Consider the following 17,885-nt stretch of genomic DNA (forward strand, 5'->3'; position numbering starts at 1 on the left):
CGAGATCTATTTCCCAAAGCCGCGCTGACAGGCCAGACTGGGGGAGTGTCGTGTCGGTTCGGCATTCTGGGAAGCCGAGGTTTTCCGAGCACGTACGGGGGTTTCGAGACGCTCGTTCGACACCTCGCGCCCTATCTCGTAGAGAAGGGCCACGACGTCACGGTGTACGGGCGTGATTGGCACCTTGGCGAGGGCGAGATCTTCGTGGAGGGCGTGCGGGTGGTCAACACGCCGGGGCTCGGGCTGAAGTCAGCGTCGACGTTCACCCACGGGTTTACCGGCGCGATGCATGCGGGCCGCAAGCGGCTCGATGCCGTGCTCACGTTGAACGTGGCCAACGGGATCGCGTTGCCGTTCCTGCGCGCTCGCGGCGTACCCGTGGTCGTGAACGTCGACGGTGTCGAGTGGGAACGCGGCAAGTGGGGCTTTGCTGCCCGCACGGCATTTCGTACCGGCGCCGCTGCGACGGCGCGCTTCGCGAACACCCTTGTGTCGGACTCGGTCGAGATCCAGCGCATCTGGCGTGACAGGTTCAGCCGCGACAGCACGTTCATCGCCTACGGCGCCGATGTCATCGACGACGCGCCGACGGATCGCATCGAAGCCCTGGGCCTCACGCCCGGCGGCTACGCCCTCGCCGTGGCGCGGTTGGCACCCGAGAACAACGTTGAGTTGTTCGTCGACGCCTGTCTGGCGCGGCCTGCCATTCGAGCGGTCGTCGTCGGCGACGCCAACTACAAGAACCCGCTCGTGCAACGCCTGCACCGGCTGCACGCGGACGGAAAGATCACGTGGCTCGGTCACGTCTCGGATCCTCAGCTGCTCGAACAGCTCTGGGCGCACTGTGGCATGTACTTCCACGGCCACTCGGTCGGCGGGACGAACCCCGCGCTCTTGCAGGCACTCGGCGCGGGCGCTCCAACAATCGCGGTCGACACGCCGTTCAACGAAGAAGTGCTCGGCCACCGCGACCAACTCGTGCCCGTCGATCGTGGTGTCGTCAGCGCCCGGATCGAATCGTTGCTCGGCGACGAGGCGCGCCGCCACGAGTTCGCCGCGCGCGGCCGCAAGATCGTCGCCGCTCGCTACCAGTGGCCAGCGGTCTGCGCGGCGTACGAGGAAACGCTGATCGCCGCCGCGCGAAGCGCCGCTTAGCGGTTCGTCGGTTGGCGGCGCCGGTGCCGGCCGCCTTGGCCGTTCTCGTCGCTGCCGTAGCCGTAGCCGTAGCCGTATCCGTAGCCGTTTCCGTAACCACCGGTGCCGTGCGTGACGCCGTTGAGCACGGTGCCGATGACGGGCGCGTGCACCTGTTCGAGCAACTCGAGCGAGCGACCGAGGGCGCGGCGTGACGTTTCGTTGGCCGATGCGACCACCACGACGCTGTCGACCCAGCGCGACAGCACCAGGGAATCGGTGACGGGCAGGACCGGCGGCGAGTCGATCAGGACGATGTCGGCGCTGGCGGCCAGCGCCCTCATGAGGTCACCGGTGCGCGACACCGACAGCAGCTCGGAAGGGTTCGGCGGCGGCGGGCCCGAGGCCAAGAGGCGCAGCGACGGCAAGTTGGGCACGCTCTGCAGCGCCTGGGCCATGGGCACGTCGCCCAGCAGCACCGACGTGAAGCCGACCTTGTTGCTCTTGCCGAAGAGTTCGTGGATGCGCGGGCGGCGCAGGTCGCAACACACCAGGATCACGCTCGAGCCCGCCGACGCCATGGCGACGGCCAAGTTCGCCAGCGTGGTCGTCTTGCCCTCGCTCTGCGACGGGCTCGTCATCTGCAGGAGCTTCGACGCGCCGGCGAGGTTGGCGAACTGCACCGACGTGCGCAGGCCGCGGTAGGCCTCGGCCACCTGCGAGCTCGGTTCTTCGAGCGCCACGACCCCGCCCTGCTGCGTCTTCTCCGACCGCGGGATCAACGCCAGCACCGGCAGCTTGCTGACGAACTCGATGTCCTCCTTCGAACGGATGGAGTCGTCGAACTGTTCACGCAGGAACGCCAGCGCCACGCCGAGCATGAGGCCGAGGAAGATGCCGAGCAGCGTGTTGCGCTTCGGCCGGGGTGAGGACGGCGACGTCGGCGGCTCGGCCGAGGTGACGACCTGGGCGCCGCCTTCCTTGAGCCGCGACTGCACCTGCACCTCGTCGAGCTGCTGGCGGAACGTGCCGATCTGCTGGATCAGCGAGTCGCGCTGCGCTTTGAGGTCGCTGGCACTCGGGGTGTTGGCGATGTGACTGTCGAGGTCGTTGACCTGCGCCTGCAGCTGGTCGATCTGCGAGGTGATCTCCTTGGCCGCTTCGAGCAAGGAGTTGACGGCGCGCTGCTGCTTGTAGGTGACGTACTGCTGGGCGTACTGGTTGGCGACGTCGGCGGCGCGCTTCGGGTCCTTGTCGGTCACCTGGACGCTGATGACGTCGGTCTGGCCGACCGACGACGCTGACACCTTGGGCACGTCGCCCAGCTTCTTTTCGACCATGTCCTGGACCGGTCGGCTCTCGATGATCTGGATCTCGGTGTCGACGACCCGTTCGGGGTCGTTGCGCTGCCCGGTGTTCGGGTTGAACACGGTGTCGGCCGGGTCCTGTTGCAGCACGACGCGCGCCTCGGCGGTGTACACCTTCGTCTGCACCAACGACAGGCCCAGCGCCACCGCGGCCGTCGCCGCGACGGCGATCACGATCGTCCACCGGTGACGGCTCAGGACGTGGACGTAATGGCGGACGTCGAGTTGGTCGTCCGCGGGCTGTTCGGGATCCACGACCGGCAGCGTACTTAGAGCCATCCGCCGCGAAGCGTTCGCTCGGCGCGGCGGCGCTTAGCCTGATGCCTCCGTATGCCGTCGCCCGCGTCCCACATGCTGCGCCGCGGGCGGGTTGCGCCGGATGTAACCGTCGTCGCGGCGTGCGCGGCCGTCGCGTTGGTCGGGCGCCTGGCTCCCACGGGTGTGTTCGTCGTCGACGCCCTCGAGCGCGCTGCGCTGGTGGCGATCGCCGGTGCGTCGCAGGTGGCGACGCCGCCGCGTGAGCTGTGGCGCGTCGCCGCCGGGTGCGCCGCGGCGTTGGCCGTGGTGTTGCTGCCCTTTACGAACACCACGGCGCCGCTCATCGGCGCCGGCTGGATGGTCCTGGCCTTCATGGTGCTCTCGACGCCTCGCGGCCGGCGCATCGCCGCCGTCGCCGCCGCGGCGTGCGTCGTGGTGTCCTTGCCCGGGGGTGTCGCCGTGCTCAAGGCGCGCGCCGCCGCCAACGCCGCCCAGGCGCGTTTCGACGCCGTCGGCGCTCTCGGTCTGTCGCAGGCCGACGCGGCGCGCACCGTCGGCGCCATCCACCACGACACGGCGCGGGCGCGGGCGGCGCTGGTGGCGCCGTGGGCAATGCCGAGCCGGGTCGTGCCTGTCGTCGGCAACCAGCTGCGGGTGGCGAACAACGTGGCGACCGGGGTCAACCGCCTGATGGCGGTGGCGGCGCGCCGCGTCGACGACCTCGACCCGGCGCGCTTCGCCATCCGCGACCGGCGCATCCCCGTCGACGCCATCGCCTCGGCGCGGCCCGCCGCCGTCGAGGTGGCCCGCGCGGCGCGGGTGGCGGCGGACGCCGCCGACGGCGCCCGGGGCTCGTGGTTGGTGCCACCGCTCCAGCACGCCGTCGACGATGTGGCGCGCCGCGCCCGCGACGCGGCAAACACGGCGTCGCTCGCCGCCGACGCCACCGGCCACCTGCCGGCGATTCTCGGCGGCACCGCGCCCCGCACCTACTTCTTGATGGTGCAGAACCCGGCCGAGGCGCGGGCGTCGGGCGGCATCCTCGGCTCCTACGCCGAGGTGCACGCCCAAGGCGGGAAGCTCACGTTGGGCACCGTCGGGCGCGACAGCGACCTCAACGCCATGTCCGAAGGCAAGCCGCGCGCCACCGGCCCCGGGTTCGCCCACGAGCTCGCCATCAACCCCGGCCGCTTCTGGCAGAACGAAACGCTGTCGCCCGACTTTCCGTCGGTGGCGTCGCAGGTGCTGAGCGACTACACGAACACCGGTCACCACGCCGACGGGGTGATCAGCGTCGACCCCGACGCCCTCGCCGCCATCCTGGACGTGACCGGACCCGTGAGCGTGAACGACTGGCCCGAACCACTCACCACGGACAACATCACGGCGGTCCTCGAGCACGACCAGTACGTGCGCTTCCCCGAGAACCAGGGCGACGCCGCGACGAGCGCGATGCACGCCCGCCGTGACGCGTTTCTCGCCGGCGCGGTGTCGACCATCTGGACCCACCTGCTCGACAACCCGAACCTCGACGTGACGAAGCTGTTGCGCGTGCTCGGCGACGCGGGGCGCCACGGTCATCTACAGATGTTCAGCGCCACCGACGCCGAACAGTCGCTGTTCGTGCGCAGCGGCCTCGCCGGTAATTTCCCGGCCGCCCGCGGCGACCTCGTGGCGGTGGTGACGCAGAACGCGTCGGCCAGCAAGATCGACTGGTACCTGCACCGCAGCGTCACCTACCGCCCGACGATCGACGCCGCGGGCGGCTTGCGGGCGACGGTCACGATCCGGTTGCGCAACGACGCGCCCGCCAGCGGGGTGTCGGACTACGTGCTCGGATTGGCCGACGGCGAGCGGTCACCGGGCAAGGAGATCGTCCACCTCGGCGTGTACACGCCCTGGGCCGTGCAGGCCGTTTCGGTGGACGGCACGGCCGCGCAGGCCACGAGCGACCGTGAACTGGGTGTGAACGTTCATTCGCTCCTCGTCTCCGTCGGGCCGGGCCAGAGCCGCACCGTGCGGTTCACGCTGACGGGTAAATGGCCAGGTCACCAGCCCTATTCGCTCGTCGTGCGCCAGCAGGTGCTCATCCACGGCGACGCGGTGACCGTCTTCGATCCGTCCGGCCGCGGCCGGCTCCACCTCAAGGGGCCATTCCAGGGCCACACGCTTTGGTATCCTTAGAGGACTCGTTCTCCTTGGGATAGTGGGGTTTCCATGTTTCGTCGACTTGCTCTCTTTGTTGCCGTGCTGGGCGCGACCGTTTTCGCGCTCGCCGGAACGGCGGCGGCCGACTACGCCACGCTGACCGTCAACGCGGCCGGCGTCACCGTCACCTGCGACGCCGACGGGTTCGCGGCGAACTCGCCCGTCACCTGCACGGTGCACTCCGAGCCGTTCGTGCTCGGCACGTTCACGGCGAACGCGCAGGGTCACGTGCACGGTTCGGGCACGCTGCCGGCCAACTTCGCGTCGGGCGTCCACACGGTGACCGCCAGCGGTACCGATCCGGCCGGTCACGCCCGTGAAGTCACGGTCGGCACGATCACCGTGCCCGCCAGTGCGACTCAGGGCACCGTCACCACGCCGGCGCGCACCGGTCTCGCCCACACGATCCAGCTCACGGCCGTGGGTGCCGGTCTGGTCGCCCTCGGTGGTGCGATGGTGCTGGTCGTGCGTCGCCGCACCGCTCCCGCCGCCGCCTAAGTCCGCACCGCCGCCGTGCGCCGGCGTGCGGCAGCTAGCACCACGATCGCGGCCGCCATCCCGGCGTAGTGACCCGTCGAGTTGGTGAAGACGTCGCCGAGCGTGGCGTGACGATGCGGCAGGTAGCCCATCTGGAACGTCTCGATCGCGCCCGACAGCAGCGGCCCGGCGACGGCGATCGCCTTCCGGTGCTGGGGGAAGGCCACGACGGCCAGGAAGCCCAGCGGGACGAACAGCAAGACGTTGCCGATCAGGTCGGTTTCGCGTGCCTGGATGCGCGATGGCAGCTTCGGCGTCGGGAGGTCGACCTGGTGGCGCACGCTCTTGGCGGCGGCCACGGCGCGGTCCCCGCGGGCTTGCGTGTTCGTGTTGTGCGGCGACAGCGTGATGGCGAACACGATGGCGAGCCAGCCCAGCGCTGCGAGACGGGCCGCGGTGCGCATGCTCGTTGGTCTAGTGCGTCATACAACGGTTACCGCCGCGGCGGTAACCGAGCGCCTTAGCGGCGCGCCAGGCGACGACGCGAGTAGGTGATCCCACCGCCGGCGATCACCGCGATGCCGAGCAGCTCGAGCAGGTCAGTCGAGCTGACCGGATTGGCGGAGGTTGCCGCCGCCTGCTGGCTGCCGGAGAGGTCAAGCGAGATCGGGGCCAGCTTCGGCTTCTTGGGCAGCGACGCCGTCGCCACCTTCGACGCGGGCACGTGCGACAGGTGGGTCGGCACGAGCTGGTGCAGCGGCGCGGTCACCGAGGCCGTGTTGGCCAGCGGCGTGGTCTGGAGCGGAAGCGGCAGGTTGTGCAGGATCGTCGAGACGTTGGCCGGCAGATTGGGCAGGTTCGGCAGGGTCGGCGCCGTAGGGCCGGTGCTGGGCTGGGTGGTGACGCCCGTGGGGAACGGGAAGATCCGCGGCAGGTTGAGGCTGCGCAGGATCTGCTGGATGGCGTTTTGCAGACACGTGAGGAGGTTTGCCTGCGGTGCGGACAGGCACGTGACGATGTAGCCGACACTGGCGGTCGGCGGCGCCGGGGCGGCCGCCGCCGGAGTTGCCGTGGCGAGACCGGTGCCCACGACACTCGCAATCGTCAGAGCGGTGACACCGAGAAGCAGCATTACGCGGTTTTTCATGGGTTTTTCACACCTACCAATGTATTACGCGGCCATTTGTGTCGTACCACGAGATTTGTCCGATGTGCCAGAGAATAGACGGTTGTCGCGCCGACGGCGCAACGAACAGCGAACGCGTACCCGGTGGCAGGCGGAACGAGAGACGAAGCCGCCGCGTCTTTCCGGGATCGATGCGCACCCATTGCGACACCACCTGCGTGTTGCCGTCGGGCCCGTTCACCAGTGCGTAGTCGCCGCCGCTGAAGCGCACGTGGGTCGCCGCTTTGGGCAGGTTGACCGATGCGATGCCGACGTACACGCCCGGCTGGTCGACGATGGAGCCCGGCTGGGGTCCCACGATGTACGCCGGCTCGTTGGTCGGCGCGGCGTTTCGAATGGCGAACTCCATCGTGACGTCGCTGCCGGCGCGGCTGATGGTGGCGCGCGCCGTCGCCGCGATCGACTGGAAGTAGTCGAGTTTGTTGCCGCCGCGGTTCTGGAGCGCAAACGCGACCGACTGATCGGGCAGCGTGCCCGACACGCCGAGCGCGTCCCAGCCGCGTTCGACCTTGTTGTCTGCCGCCCACGCCAGCACGTGGCGCCCACTGGCGGCTGCGCCGAGCGCCTGGCCGAGGTCCTGCTGGCTCGTCTTGGCCGAGTTGACCTGTTCGAAGACCTGCTGCACCACGTCGTCCAGGAAGTCGCGGCGCACCGCGTTGTTCTGCTTCGTCTCGGTCGGAAACGTCAGGTACTGGTCGTGCAGGAACAGGCCCAACGCATTGCCGGCACTGACGGTGTGGCCGCCGGTGCTCACGTCGCCCGTCACCTTCATGAGATCGACGACGGCGACCGGGTCGAGCACGAGCACGCCGTCGACGGGCCCTGCGCCCGAAGCGGCCCACATGCGCTGGAGCAGCGCGGCCGACGTCGGGAAGCGCGGCGTCATGTTGACGAAGCGGTAGTCCGACCCCGGCGCCTGCGTTCCCCACAGCCGCAGGAAGTCGTATTCGAGCGGCACGTCGTTCGGCGCCGGCGGCAGGTCGTAGATCGACTTCATCGGCCCGAGGTGGAACTCGCCGTTGGCCACGTCGAGGGTGGCGGCCTGGAGATACATGCCCGATCCGGCCCGCATTTCGGAGTTGTTGGCGGCGAAGACGGCGTAATGCGCCGGGCCCTTGAGGAACGCCGCCAGACCGGACGTGCCCGTATCGGTGCGTTCGAGCAAGTCGCCGATGCGGTTGAGTTCGGCGGCGAACTTGGCCCGCGTGTCGGCCAGCGGCCTGATGAGGTGATCCGACGGACCCAGGTCGACCTTCGACAGGCGCTGCACGCTGTCGTGGGCGATGCGCTGGGTGGCCGCCAGCACGCGCAGCCGCGAGGCGCCGTCTTGCGTGCTCTCGGCGGCCACCGGTTTGGCGGCGTTGCGGGCGTCGATGCCCACGCGCACGACGAGCTCGCCGGCGCGCGACAGCTTGTCCACGACCCGCAGCTGCCGTCCGACCACCGGAAGCAACCGGAGCGGCCACACGACCGGCGAGGCGAACATCGTGTGCGCCCGGTGCATCGAGTCGGCGGCGGCTTCAGCGCCGGGGAGGTCGTCGGCGCCCAGATTGGCGATGCTCAACTCGGTCTTGGTGGCCGAGATGTGCGCTTGGGCGTTGCTCAGCGCCTCGAATCCGCTGACGAGCACGAAGGCGAGGGCCAGGAGGTACGCGCCCAGCGCACCGAGAAGGATGCGGCGACGCCAGTTCGGCCGGAACTCCTGGGCGGCGGCGGGGAGCGACGTGGTGAGTACCGGCGGAAGCTCGTCGGGCGCCGGCGCCGTTTCGAACGACGTGGGCGCGGGATCCTGCGGCTCCCAGTCCTCGAAGAAGGTTTCCGTGTTGTCGGACATGAGGTACGGCGGCTACGCGTTGGCGCGCTGGTGCGACTCCTTACCCGGCGTGAGGTCGAGCACCGGTGCGTTCCGGCGTGTCGCCCCTTGGCGCAGCGTCCACGCCGGCACGTCGTCGAGCGTGATGAGGTTCGTGAGGCGCAGCCCGTGCATGAGAGTGCGCCAGAGGATCCACAGGTCGAGACGCAGCGACTGGTGCTCGACGTAGAACAGGTCGTACTCCGGATGGTCCTTGGGTAGCAGCGACTTGGCCGTGCTTATTTGCCACAGGCCGGTGCATCCCTGGCGAACGCGGACGCGAGCGGCGCCGTACGCCGCGTCGACGGGTTCGACGGCGTCGGGCATCTTCGGGCGCGGTCCCACGAGCGACAGCGCCCCGGTCACGACGAGGAACAGCTGGGGCAGTTCGTCGATATGCATGCGGCGCAGGAACTTCATCGGCCGCGGGAGATGATCGAAGGACACTTCGGTCTTGAGCGCGTACGCCGGCATGGAGCGCGGCATCGTGCGCAGCTTGGGGAAGCGCAGCTCGCGCCCGTTGCGGCCGATGCGCGTCTGGGTGAAGAACGGCGAGGTGGTGCGCAGGGTCACCATCACGACCACCGTTCCCACTGCGATCAGCGGGACGGCGGCGAGACTGAGGAGGGCGCCTCCAACGATGTCCACCGATCGTTTCACCATGCGAGCCGGGGGGAGTCTACGGCGCTCGCGGCGCGGGGCGGCGCCGGGTCAGTCGAGCCCCAGGTCAGAGGCCAGGAGCGACCGGCGGATCTTGCCGTTGGGCGAGCGCGGAATGTCCGCGACCCGGTGGATCTCTTTCGGGTTCTTGTAGCCCGCGAGGTTGGCGCGCAGTTCGCTGACGACGAGGTCGACGGGCGCGGCACCGGCGTAGGCCGCGCACACCCGCTGGCCCCAGTCGTCGTCCTCGCGGGGGAACACGGCCGCGTCGTCGACGCCGTCGATGGCCAGCAGCACGCGCTCGATCTCGGCGGGGTAGACGTTCACGCCACCCGACAGGATGAGGTCGTCGCGGCGGCCTTCGAGGAAGAGGTAGCCGTCGTCGCTCAAGCGGCCGAGGTCGCCGACGGTGAAGGCGTCGCCGTCCCAGGCCGCCGCCGTCTTCACCGGGTCGTTCCAGTAGGTGAAGCGGGCGTAGGCGGGCGGCGTGCACCAGATGACACCGTCCTCGGCGATGCGCAGGGTGCGGCCGGGACGGGCACGACCGACGGTGCCGGGGTGCGCCAACCAGTCGTCGGTCGAGCAGGCGGTGAACTGGCACTCGGTGGCGCCGTAGAACTCCCACACGCTGCCGGAGGGCAGCGTGGCGATGGCGCGGCGCTTGACGGCGTCGCTCGTGGGCGCGCCGGCGTGGGCGAGGAGGCGGAAGCGCTTGAACGGCGTCGGATCGTCGCCCGCCAAGTCGATGAGGCGATGGAGGTGGACGGGCGCCATGAAGCTCGACGTGGGCGCGAACTGCTCGATGGCACGCAGCTGCGTGGCGGCGTCGAACTTGCCGGGCAACACCACGGTGCCCCCGGCGAGCAGCGTGCCGCTGGCGTAGCGCAGCGGCGCCGAGTGGTGGACGTTGCCGCACACGAGGTGCACGTCGTCGGCGACGAAGCCCCACTGCGCGTTCTCTTCGCCCTGCAGCGCCCGGGCGTCGGACTCCGACAGCACGCCGCTCCACACGCCCTTGGGCACGCCGGTCGTGCCCGACGTGTAGAGCATCGGGCGCCCGAGCGGCACGTCGGCCAGGTCGACAGGAGGCCCGGCGACGAGGTCGGCGTCGGTGAGCACGCGCGCCGCGTCGGCATCGGCGAGCAGTTCGGCGCGCTCGCGTTCGGTGAGCAACGCGTTGAGGACGACGGGGATGATCCCGGCGCGCAGCGCGCCGAGCACGAAACAGAGGCGCTCGGCGGTGAGGCCGGGGTCACCGGGCACGAACGCCACGCGGTCGCCGGGGCGCACGCCGTCGCGCACCAGGGCGCCGGCGAGGCCGGCTTGGAGTCGTTCCGCGTCGGCGGAAGTGAGGACTACCGCGTCCACTCGGTGGCGATGAGTTTCGCTTCGGTGAACGTCAGCACGCCTTCGTGGGCGCCCTCGCGGCCGATGCCCGATCCCTTCACGCCGCCGAAGGGCGTCGAGGGGTCCGACACGATGCCGCGGTTGACTCCGACCATGCCGACCTCGAGGCGCTCGGCCACGGAGAGGCAGCGGGCGAAGTCGCCACCGGCGACGTAGCCGGCGAGGCCGACGTCGGAGTCGTTGGCGAGGGCGAGCATGCGGGCGTCGTCGTCGGGCACGGCGACGATCGGGGCGACCGGCCCGAAGATCTCCTCGCGCAGGATCGGGTTGTCGGGCGCCACCCCCGTCAGCACCGTCGGTGCGTAGAAGGTGCCGTCCAGGCGTTTGCCGCCCGTCGCTGCGATCGCGCCGGCGTCGACCGCGCTGCGCACCAACTCGTCGACTTTTTCGAACGACTTCTGGTCGATGAGCGGGCCGACCTCGGTGTCGGGGTCGATGCCGTTGCCGACCACGAGCTTCTCGAAGCGGGCGACGAGCGCGTCGGTGAAGGCGTCGAGCACGGGTTCGGCGACGTAGAAGCGGTTGGCGGCGGTGCACGTCTGGCTGTTGTGGCGCAGCTTGGCCACCAGTGCGGCTTCGATGGCGGCGTCGACGTCGGCGTCGCCCAGCACGAGGAACGGCGCGTTGCCGCCCAGTTCCATGGCACAGCTCACGACGCGGGGCGCCGCGAGTTCGAGCAGCGTGGCGCCGACGGGTGTGGAGCCGGTGAAGGACAGCTTGCGCACCGGGTCCTGGTCGAGAAACGCCTTGACGATGCCGCCGGTGTTGGTCGTGGGCACGACCTGGAAGACGTCGGCGGGCAGGCCGGTGTCCTTGAAGATGTCGGCGAGGCGCACCGCGGTGATCGGCGTCAGCGACGCCGGCTTGGCGATGACGGAACAACCGGCGGCGAGCGCAGGTGCGAGCTTGCGGGTCAGCATGGCGGCAGGGAAGTTCCACGGCGTGACCGCCAGCACGACGCCGATCGGTTGGCGCAGCACGATCTTGCGCCCGGTGCCGTTGGGCAGCGAACCGACCTCGCCGTCGATGCGCACCGCCTCTTCGGAGTTCCAGCGGAAGAACTCGGCCGCGTACTTGACCTCGGCGTGGCCATCGGCGATCGGCTTGCCGTTCTCCGACGTGATCAGGCGCGCCAGGTAGTCCTCGTTGTCGAGCATCGCCTGCCAGCACGCCCGGAGGATCTCGGCGCGCTCGCGCGGCGCCACCTTGGCCCAGTCCTTTTGCGCCGCGTCGGCGCGGGCGACGATCGCCGGCACGTCGTCGACGTCGAAGGTGGCGACCTCCGTCAACTGCTCGCCGGTGGCCGGGTTGTGCACTGCGAGGGGCATGCCCCGAGGCTACGTCCGCTTCTGGTGTCGCCAGGAAAGAAAGACCCGTCTGTGGCGACACCAGAAGCGGCGGGGCGGGGCTACGTCGGTAATCCGAGCGTGTCGCGGACGATGCGGAGGAACGTGCGCGGCTCGTCGATCGGGATGCGCCACCAGATTCGGCGAACCGTCCAGCCGTAGACGACGCGCAATTCGTGATCGCGGGCTTCGTCCTTCACCTTCACTTCGGGACGGAGGTGCACCGGTCCGTCGATCTCGAAGTTGACCTTCTTGTCGACGTACGCGTAGTCCATCTTCGCGACGTACCGGCCGTCGTCGGACCAGATGCGATGTTGCAACGTCGGCTCCGGCAGGCCGTGTTCGCGAATGAGCACGAGACCGAGCAACTCGCTGTCGGTGTCGGTGATGCCGTCGTTGACGGAACCGGCGGCGATCGCTTCGCGCAGCCGGGTGACGCCGGCCCGTCCCTTGCGCGCGTGCTGGGCGAGACACACGATCAGCGCGTGCCAGTCGAACAGACCGAGGCGGCGGCCCTCTTCGATTGCGCTCCGGAGGTTGGTGCCTCGGAGGTAGCGGGCGAGGTCGAGGACGGTGCGCCTCGCGTCTGTCGTCGCAATGCCGTTGACTTCGACGGTCTCGCACTTGTCGAGGTCGCGGCTGGAGTGAACCGTGACGCCGGCGAGCTCAACGCGGCGGCCGCGCGGCACCGTGATCTCCACCGGAGCGTTCGCAAAACCGATTCCGTGCAGGCGGGCCGCACATTGGTGTGACGCGGCGGCGCCTTTCCCACCCGCCTTGACGGCGGCGTACACGCGGCCTTCCCACGTCCACGGCGCTCCGGCGAGTCGGTAGACGTCGCGGTGCACCAAGATCCACCGTCCCGCGGCAACGCGCGCGTCGGCATGGTGACGCTTGCCGCCGGCGGCGTTCACGTCCTGCAACGTGATGACGGAGTGATGGTCGAGCGCGACCGCGGCGAGGTCTTCGTCCAATGTGGACACGACGTTCCCCTTCTGTAGACATCCGAAGGGGAAGCGGACGTTCACATTCTGCTTCTGGTGTCTCCAGGAAAGAAAGACCCTTCTGTGGCGACACCAGAAGCGGTGGGGCGGGGGCGGCGGACGGTTAGGTCGGGAAGGTGACGCCGCGGGCTTCGGCGACGGCCTTGGCCTCCGGGATGACGTTCTTCGTGAGATAGAGGTCCGTCATCATCTGGTACTCGGGGGCAAGGCCCTTGACGTAGCGCTCGAAGTAGAAGACCTGCTTCGACACCAGCATCAGTTCCTGCGGCGCAGTGGCGCCCATCGACTCGGCGAGTTCGATCTGCTGCTTCATCACCGTGCCGAGGTCGACCTCCGCGGCGCCGAGCGTGAGCATCGGGCCCATCACCATCTGCAGGCGGGCGCCGACTTCTTCGTCGGAGCCGACGTCTTCGGAGAGGACGCCGACGTCCTTGTAGTTCCGCACGACGCGCGCCCAGTCATCGTCGATCTGGATCGTCTTGAGGAGGTCGGTCATCAGCGACTTCCAGCGGTCGGGCAACTCGCCCATGAGGCCGAAGTCGAGGAACGCGGCGCGCCCGTCGTCGAGCACCCAGATGTTGCCGGCGTGCACGTCGCCGTGGAACGGACCGTGCACGAGCATGGCTTCGAACGCGACCTTCAGTCCCTTGCGCAACAGCAACTCGCCGTCGATGCCGCGCTGTTCGAACACGTCGAACGAGTCGATCGGGACGCCGTACATGCGCTCCATGCAGATGACCCGCGGGCCGCAGTAGTCCCAGTACACCTCGGGCGCGGTGATGTCGGGGTTGTCGCCGTAGTCGTCGATGTGAGCGCGGTAGCGCGCCTGGCGGTGTGCTTCGAGTGCGCAGTTCACCTCCTGGTTCGAAACCAGGTGCATGTCGGCGACGAACTTCGTCGGCTGCAGCCGCTTGCCGAGCTTGGTGTGCTCCGCCAGGCGCGCCAGGAAGTAGAGGTTGCGCAGGTCGCTGTTCATGGTGTGGCGCACGCCCGGGCGCTGGATCTTGAGTACCGCCTCCCGGCCGTCGGGCAGCACGACGGCGTGCACCTGGGCGATCGACGCGCTCGCCAACGGCGACTCGTCGAACTTGAGGAACAGGGCGTGCGGTTCGTGACCGAGGTCCTCGCTGATGACCTTGCGCACTTCCTCGGACGGGAAGGGCGGCACCTCGTCGAGGCAGCGCTTGCACGCGTCCGCCAGCGGCGCCGGGAACACCCCGGGCGACGAGGTGATGAGTTGGCCCGCTTTGACGAACGTCGGCCCGAGCCGCTCGAAGGCGTCGACGAGGCCGTCGCACGCGGCGCGCACGACGGTGCGGCCGCGACGGGCGAATACCCACACCACCACGGCCCGGGTGACGCACCACACGATGGTGAACTGGACCACGACGGCGCGCAGCAGGTCACGGGCGCCGATGTGGGTGACGTCGGGCGCGTCGATCTCGAGCGCGGCGGGCGGCGGGCCGTCGGCGAACGGGCCGCGGAAGTCGTCGATCATGCGAAGGGTCCTTTGGTGATCTCGCGCCGGCGCAGTTTGAGCGCCAGCGGGCCGGCGTGGCGCAACGGCGGCAGCATCACCGGGCGCGCCCGGCGCGAGAGCGCGGCGATGCTCTCGAAGCGCTGCTGTTGGGCGCGGCTCCACGGGATGTCGAACTTGGCGCGCAACTCGGGTCCCATCGTGCCGCGGGCGAGGAACGCGCCCAGCTTGCCGAGCGGGCGCCCGGCATAGCCCCACACCCGCGGGGGGATCCACGGCATGGGCGAACCACCGACGGCGTCGGCCGCCTTCGACTGCACGGCGTCGATCACGTCGGTGTGCACGAGCACGTCGTCGATCATGGTGCGCAGGTAGCCCTGGAAGCCGTCCCACGTGTCGGGCAGGTCGCCCTCGCGCACGCCCATGAGCGCGCCGAGGCGCAGCCACTCCGTCCAGAAGTCCTGCTTCTCGCCGGGCCGCAGCCGGCTGCCGAACACGTCGTGGCCCCGCACGATTGCTTCGGCGAGCGTGGCGTGCACCCACGCGTAGGCGGACGGCTCGAGCGCCGAGTACTTCGTGCCGTCGAGGTCGGTACCGCGGATGCGCTTGTGCATCTCGCGCAAGCCGCGGGTCGCGGCGGTCACCTGCTCCGACCGCCCGTACACCAGCAGGTTGACGAAGTCGGCGGTGCCGACGAAGCGGCCCCACGGATCCGTCACGTAGTTCGAGTGGTCGCGCACCCCGGCGGCGATCGTGGGATGCGCCACCTGCAAGCACAGCGCGTAGCCGGCGGCGCCATAGATGCGCACGTCGGTGGCGCGGCGCTGGACGATCGTCTTCGTCATGGCGTCACCAACGGCACGAGGTAGGTGCGGGCGAACGTGCGAATGTCGGCGGCGGTCTTGAGCTTGATCACGCTGTCGGGCAGCAACACGAAGGACGCGCCGAGGCGGACTATCAGCTCGGCGACGGGCCGGGCGTCGAGTTCGGGTCGGCGCTGCGCCAGATGCGCCGCGATGTAGTCACGCGGGAGCGCCACGATGGCGGCCGTCTCGGTGGAGAGGAACCCCGTCACGAGTTCGGGCTCGCGCGTCAGCATCCGCTTGACGATCGGGTGGTTGCGGATCGCCTGGAACGCCACCGTGAAGCCTTCGACCACTTGCTCTTCCACGCTGGCGTGCTCGTCGAGGGCGGCGTCGACGCGGGCCAACAACCGCTGGCCTTCGCGCAGGGCGACGGCCGCGAGCAGCGCGTCCTTGTTGGCGAAGCGGCGGTAGATCGTCACCCGGGCGACGCCGACGCGCTTGGCGATGTCCTCGACGCTGACGCCCTTGACCCCGAAGTGGAGCAGCTCGTCGTAGGCGGCGTCGAGGATGCGATCGGTGGTGATGTCGGCCGGTGCCGACGCGTCTGACGATGTAACAGTGAGCATCTATCTGTAACATTGCCACATGCACCGGAGAGTTGTCATGGTCGCGGCCGCCCTGGTTCTCGTGGCCGGCGCGTGCGGCAAGGGCGCGGCCGACGACAAGGCGGGCACGATCGCGCACGCACGCCGCACGACGACGACGTCGTCGACCACGCCGTCCACCGACGCCCCGACGTCCACCACCACCGCCGCCGGCGGCGCGTCGAAGACCACCGTGGCGGGGGCCACGGCAACCACCGCCAAGGCCGCGCCGGCCGCCGCGGGCGCGCCCACGGCGACCACCGCCGATCCCAACGCCGTGCCGGGCCCGGCGGCGCCCGGCACCTACACCTACGCCCAATCGGGCTCGACCTCGCAGGGCAACCCGCCGGCCACGGGCACACTCGTCGTGTCGGGTGGCGGCCCGTCGCAGGTGTTCGCCCGCCACGTCGACGGCAGCAACGAGGGCGATCTCTACTTCACCTTCACCGCGCACGGGCCCGTCATCACCAAGGTGGTGCTGAAGCAGAGCGGTATCGCCATCAGCTGCTCGTTCGCGTCGCCCGTTCCGGCGCCCCCGTGGCCGCCGACCGCGGGCAGCCACTTCAGCGGCCACGCCACGTGCGACAACGGGTTCACCGCCGACTTTTCCGGCTCCGTCGGCGGCCACGTGACCGATCACGTCGGTGGCACTTCGGTCGACGCCGTCGTCATCTCCTCGACGCTGCACGCCAGCGGCCAGGTCCTCGGCCAGCCCGTCGAGGTGACGGTGACCGACACCCAGCACTGGGCGCCGTCGCTGCGCGTGCCGACCTACAGCCACGAAGTCGTCAGCGGACAGGTGTCGGGCGACGTCACGAGCAACCTGCTGAACACGTCTCCGCACTAGCGCCTCCACGAGTGGGTATGGCATGCCCGTGTCCACAATGAAAACCCGTGAGAAGAAGCCGGGCCCGCTGCGGCGGTTGTTCGGCACCAAGCCCGAATCGACGGAGTCGCCCGGCGAAGCGACCGCGCCGCCGATCGAAGCGCTGCGCGCCGCCGCCGCACCGGCCGAAGGCGTGACCGCACCGTCGCAGCCCGAGTCGCGGCCGCGTGCCACGAGCACCAAGGTGTCGGCGAAGCCGGCGGCGAGCGCCAAGCGACCGGCGGCGACGAAGAAGGCGGCGGCGAAGAAGGCGACACCGGCGAAGAAGACGACGGCGGCGAAGAAAGCCCCGGCCAAGAAGACGACGGCGGCGAAGAAAGCCCCGGCCAAGAAGGCGACCGCAAAGAAGGCGACCGCAAAGAAGGCGACCCGATGACCGAGCGCAACGTCGAAGAACCCGAAAACACGCCGGCCGGCGAGATCTTGGCGCCGATGGTCGAAGGTGACGACGACGCGCGGGAGCGGCCGCCGGTGGCACCGCCGAGCGCCCCGAAGCGGGACGAGCCGATCAACGTCCCGGACGACGTCGACACGGAGAACTCGCCTGCCGGGCAGATCCTGCGCCCGATGATGCCCCTCGCCGAGGAGCGCCGGCGAGACCTCGAAACGGTGAAGCGCGTCGAGGAGGAGCGCCGGCGCTAGCGAACCCGTATGCGGATCGTGCCCCGTCAGGGCACGATCCGCATACCGGTTGCGGCTACGCCCGGTCGATCAACCGTGACAAGACGATGACGGTCTTGGTCCGGTCGACGTGGGAGTTCGCCCGGATCGCCTCGAGCGTCTCCTCGAACTCGGCCATGTCGCGGGTGCGCAGCATCAACAGGGCGTCGGCCTCGCCGCTGACGGTGAACGCCTCGATCACCTGACCGAACGGCTCGACCAGGGCCTTGATGTCGGCGGGGGTCGTGCGGCCTGAGCAGAACAGCTCGACGAAGGTCTCGGTGACCTTGCCCTCGGCGTTGCGGTCGACGCGGGCGGCGTAGCCGAGGATCACGCCTGCATCCTCGAGCCGGTCGACCCGGCGCTTGACCGCGGGTGCCGACAACCCCACGTGCTCGCCGATGTCGGCGAAGCTCCGCCGGGCGTCTTGCACCAGCAACGCCACGATCTGGCGATCGATTTCGTCTCGTAGGGCCACGACGCAACGATATTGCGTAGAACGCAGCGCGTACC

Annotated in this window: 18 protein-coding genes; 6 read left to right on the forward strand and 12 right to left on the reverse strand. The window is 69.6% G+C overall.

Annotation, left to right across the window (positions count from 1 at the left end):
* Positions 1-45 precede the first annotated feature (45 nt).
* Positions 46-1,155 (forward strand): DUF1972 domain-containing protein, encoded by a 1,110-nt coding sequence (locus VHC63_08965; GenBank protein ID HVV36716.1) that lies wholly within the window; start codon positions 46-48, stop codon positions 1,153-1,155.
* Here VHC63_08965 and VHC63_08970 read toward each other — a convergent pair.
* Positions 1,152-2,756, reverse strand: coding sequence for a polysaccharide biosynthesis tyrosine autokinase (locus tag VHC63_08970; GenBank protein ID HVV36717.1), 1,605 nt, complete (start codon positions 2,754-2,756; stop codon positions 1,152-1,154). The two genes, VHC63_08965 and VHC63_08970, sit on opposite strands and share 4 nt — an antisense overlap.
* A gap of 75 nt (positions 2,757-2,831) precedes the next feature.
* Here VHC63_08970 and VHC63_08975 point away from each other — a divergent pair, with 75 nt between their 5' ends.
* Together VHC63_08975 and VHC63_08980 are read left to right on the forward strand one after the other, a co-directional pair.
* Positions 2,832-4,943 carry a DUF4012 domain-containing protein gene (locus VHC63_08975; GenBank protein ID HVV36718.1) on the forward strand — a complete coding sequence of 704 codons (2,112 nt, stop codon included), beginning with the start codon at positions 2,832-2,834 and terminating at the stop codon, positions 4,941-4,943.
* Positions 4,944-4,976: 33 nt separating this feature from the next.
* Positions 4,977-5,465 carry a hypothetical protein gene (locus tag VHC63_08980; GenBank protein HVV36719.1) on the forward strand — a complete coding sequence of 163 codons (489 nt, stop codon included), beginning with the start codon at positions 4,977-4,979 and terminating at the stop codon, positions 5,463-5,465.
* Here VHC63_08980 and VHC63_08985 read toward each other — a convergent pair.
* The 10 genes from VHC63_08985 to VHC63_09030 form a co-directional block, all read right to left on the reverse strand.
* On the reverse strand, positions 5,462-5,908 hold the full coding sequence (locus VHC63_08985) for a VanZ family protein (GenBank protein ID HVV36720.1): 447 nt from the start codon (positions 5,906-5,908) through the stop codon (positions 5,462-5,464). The genes VHC63_08980 and VHC63_08985 overlap by 4 nt on opposite strands.
* 56 nt (positions 5,909-5,964) lie before the next feature.
* A complete protein-coding gene (locus VHC63_08990) occupies positions 5,965-6,591 on the reverse strand; it encodes a hypothetical protein (protein ID HVV36721.1) in 627 nt (208 codons plus the stop codon).
* Between the two features lie 13 nt (positions 6,592-6,604).
* Positions 6,605-8,464 carry a DUF4012 domain-containing protein gene (locus tag VHC63_08995; protein HVV36722.1) on the reverse strand — a complete coding sequence of 620 codons (1,860 nt, stop codon included), beginning with the start codon at positions 8,462-8,464 and terminating at the stop codon, positions 6,605-6,607.
* Between the two features lie 12 nt (positions 8,465-8,476).
* Positions 8,477-9,130: a sugar transferase gene (locus VHC63_09000; protein ID HVV36723.1), complete on the reverse strand. Its 654-nt coding sequence runs from the start codon at positions 9,128-9,130 to the stop codon at positions 8,477-8,479.
* Positions 9,131-9,193: 63 nt separating this feature from the next.
* Complete coding sequence (locus VHC63_09005; GenBank protein HVV36724.1) at positions 9,194-10,510, reverse strand: AMP-binding protein; 1,317 nt, start codon at positions 10,508-10,510, stop codon at positions 9,194-9,196.
* Positions 10,498-11,877 carry an NAD-dependent succinate-semialdehyde dehydrogenase gene (locus VHC63_09010; protein ID HVV36725.1) on the reverse strand — a complete coding sequence of 460 codons (1,380 nt, stop codon included), beginning with the start codon at positions 11,875-11,877 and terminating at the stop codon, positions 10,498-10,500. Before VHC63_09010 ends, VHC63_09005 begins: the two co-directional genes overlap by 13 nt.
* 80 nt (positions 11,878-11,957) lie before the next feature.
* Entirely contained in the window at positions 11,958-12,878 is a 921-nt protein-coding gene (locus VHC63_09015; protein ID HVV36726.1) for a hypothetical protein, read from the reverse strand.
* 124 nt (positions 12,879-13,002) lie between these two features.
* Positions 13,003-14,397 (reverse strand): AarF/UbiB family protein, encoded by a 1,395-nt coding sequence (locus VHC63_09020; protein ID HVV36727.1) that lies wholly within the window; start codon positions 14,395-14,397, stop codon positions 13,003-13,005.
* A complete protein-coding gene (locus VHC63_09025; protein HVV36728.1) occupies positions 14,394-15,221 on the reverse strand; it encodes an oxygenase MpaB family protein in 828 nt (275 codons plus the stop codon). Before VHC63_09025 ends, VHC63_09020 begins: the two co-directional genes overlap by 4 nt.
* Positions 15,218-15,808: a TetR/AcrR family transcriptional regulator gene (locus VHC63_09030; GenBank protein ID HVV36729.1), complete on the reverse strand. Its 591-nt coding sequence runs from the start codon at positions 15,806-15,808 to the stop codon at positions 15,218-15,220. Before VHC63_09030 ends, VHC63_09025 begins: the two co-directional genes overlap by 4 nt.
* A 19-nt stretch (positions 15,809-15,827) precedes the next feature.
* Between VHC63_09030 and VHC63_09035 the strand changes: the two genes are divergently transcribed.
* From VHC63_09035 to VHC63_09045, 3 genes are read left to right on the forward strand one after another with little or no spacing between them, the layout of a single operon-like run.
* Positions 15,828-16,673 (forward strand): hypothetical protein, encoded by an 846-nt coding sequence (locus VHC63_09035; GenBank protein HVV36730.1) that lies wholly within the window; start codon positions 15,828-15,830, stop codon positions 16,671-16,673.
* A gap of 22 nt (positions 16,674-16,695) precedes the next feature.
* Positions 16,696-17,088 carry a hypothetical protein gene (locus tag VHC63_09040; protein HVV36731.1) on the forward strand — a complete coding sequence of 131 codons (393 nt, stop codon included), beginning with the start codon at positions 16,696-16,698 and terminating at the stop codon, positions 17,086-17,088.
* Positions 17,085-17,354: a hypothetical protein gene (locus tag VHC63_09045; GenBank protein HVV36732.1), complete on the forward strand. Its 270-nt coding sequence runs from the start codon at positions 17,085-17,087 to the stop codon at positions 17,352-17,354. The genes VHC63_09040 and VHC63_09045 overlap by 4 nt, the downstream gene beginning before the upstream one ends.
* Positions 17,355-17,409: 55 nt before the next feature.
* On the opposite strand, the gene VHC63_09050 is transcribed toward VHC63_09045, so the two are convergent.
* On the reverse strand, positions 17,410-17,850 hold the full coding sequence (locus VHC63_09050) for an Lrp/AsnC family transcriptional regulator (GenBank protein HVV36733.1): 441 nt from the start codon (positions 17,848-17,850) through the stop codon (positions 17,410-17,412).
* Positions 17,851-17,885 lie beyond the last annotated feature (35 nt).

Source organism: Acidimicrobiales bacterium, from assembly GCA_035546775.1.
In the GTDB taxonomy this organism is placed as follows: domain Bacteria; phylum Actinomycetota; class Acidimicrobiia; order Acidimicrobiales; family JACCXE01; genus JACCXE01.

Coding starts and splice junctions, on each gene's coding strand:
- VHC63_08975 (HVV36718.1), top strand. CDS start 2,832: ATGCCGTCGCCCGCGTCCCACATGCTGCGCCGCGGGCGGGTTGCGCCG.
- VHC63_08980 (HVV36719.1), top strand. CDS start 4,977: ATGTTTCGTCGACTTGCTCTCTTTGTTGCCGTGCTGGGCGCGACCGTT.
- VHC63_08985 (HVV36720.1), bottom strand. CDS start 5,908: ATGCGCACCGCGGCCCGTCTCGCAGCGCTGGGCTGGCTCGCCATCGTG.
- VHC63_08990 (HVV36721.1), bottom strand. CDS start 6,591: ATGAAAAACCGCGTAATGCTGCTTCTCGGTGTCACCGCTCTGACGATT.
- VHC63_08995 (HVV36722.1), bottom strand. CDS start 8,464: ATGTCCGACAACACGGAAACCTTCTTCGAGGACTGGGAGCCGCAGGAT.
- VHC63_09010 (HVV36725.1), bottom strand. CDS start 11,877: ATGCCCCTCGCAGTGCACAACCCGGCCACCGGCGAGCAGTTGACGGAG.
- VHC63_09020 (HVV36727.1), bottom strand. CDS start 14,397: ATGATCGACGACTTCCGCGGCCCGTTCGCCGACGGCCCGCCGCCCGCC.
- VHC63_09025 (HVV36728.1), bottom strand. CDS start 15,221: ATGACGAAGACGATCGTCCAGCGCCGCGCCACCGACGTGCGCATCTAT.
- VHC63_09030 (HVV36729.1), bottom strand. CDS start 15,808: ATGCTCACTGTTACATCGTCAGACGCGTCGGCACCGGCCGACATCACC.
- VHC63_09035 (HVV36730.1), top strand. CDS start 15,828: ATGCACCGGAGAGTTGTCATGGTCGCGGCCGCCCTGGTTCTCGTGGCC.
- VHC63_09040 (HVV36731.1), top strand. CDS start 16,696: ATGCCCGTGTCCACAATGAAAACCCGTGAGAAGAAGCCGGGCCCGCTG.
- VHC63_09045 (HVV36732.1), top strand. CDS start 17,085: ATGACCGAGCGCAACGTCGAAGAACCCGAAAACACGCCGGCCGGCGAG.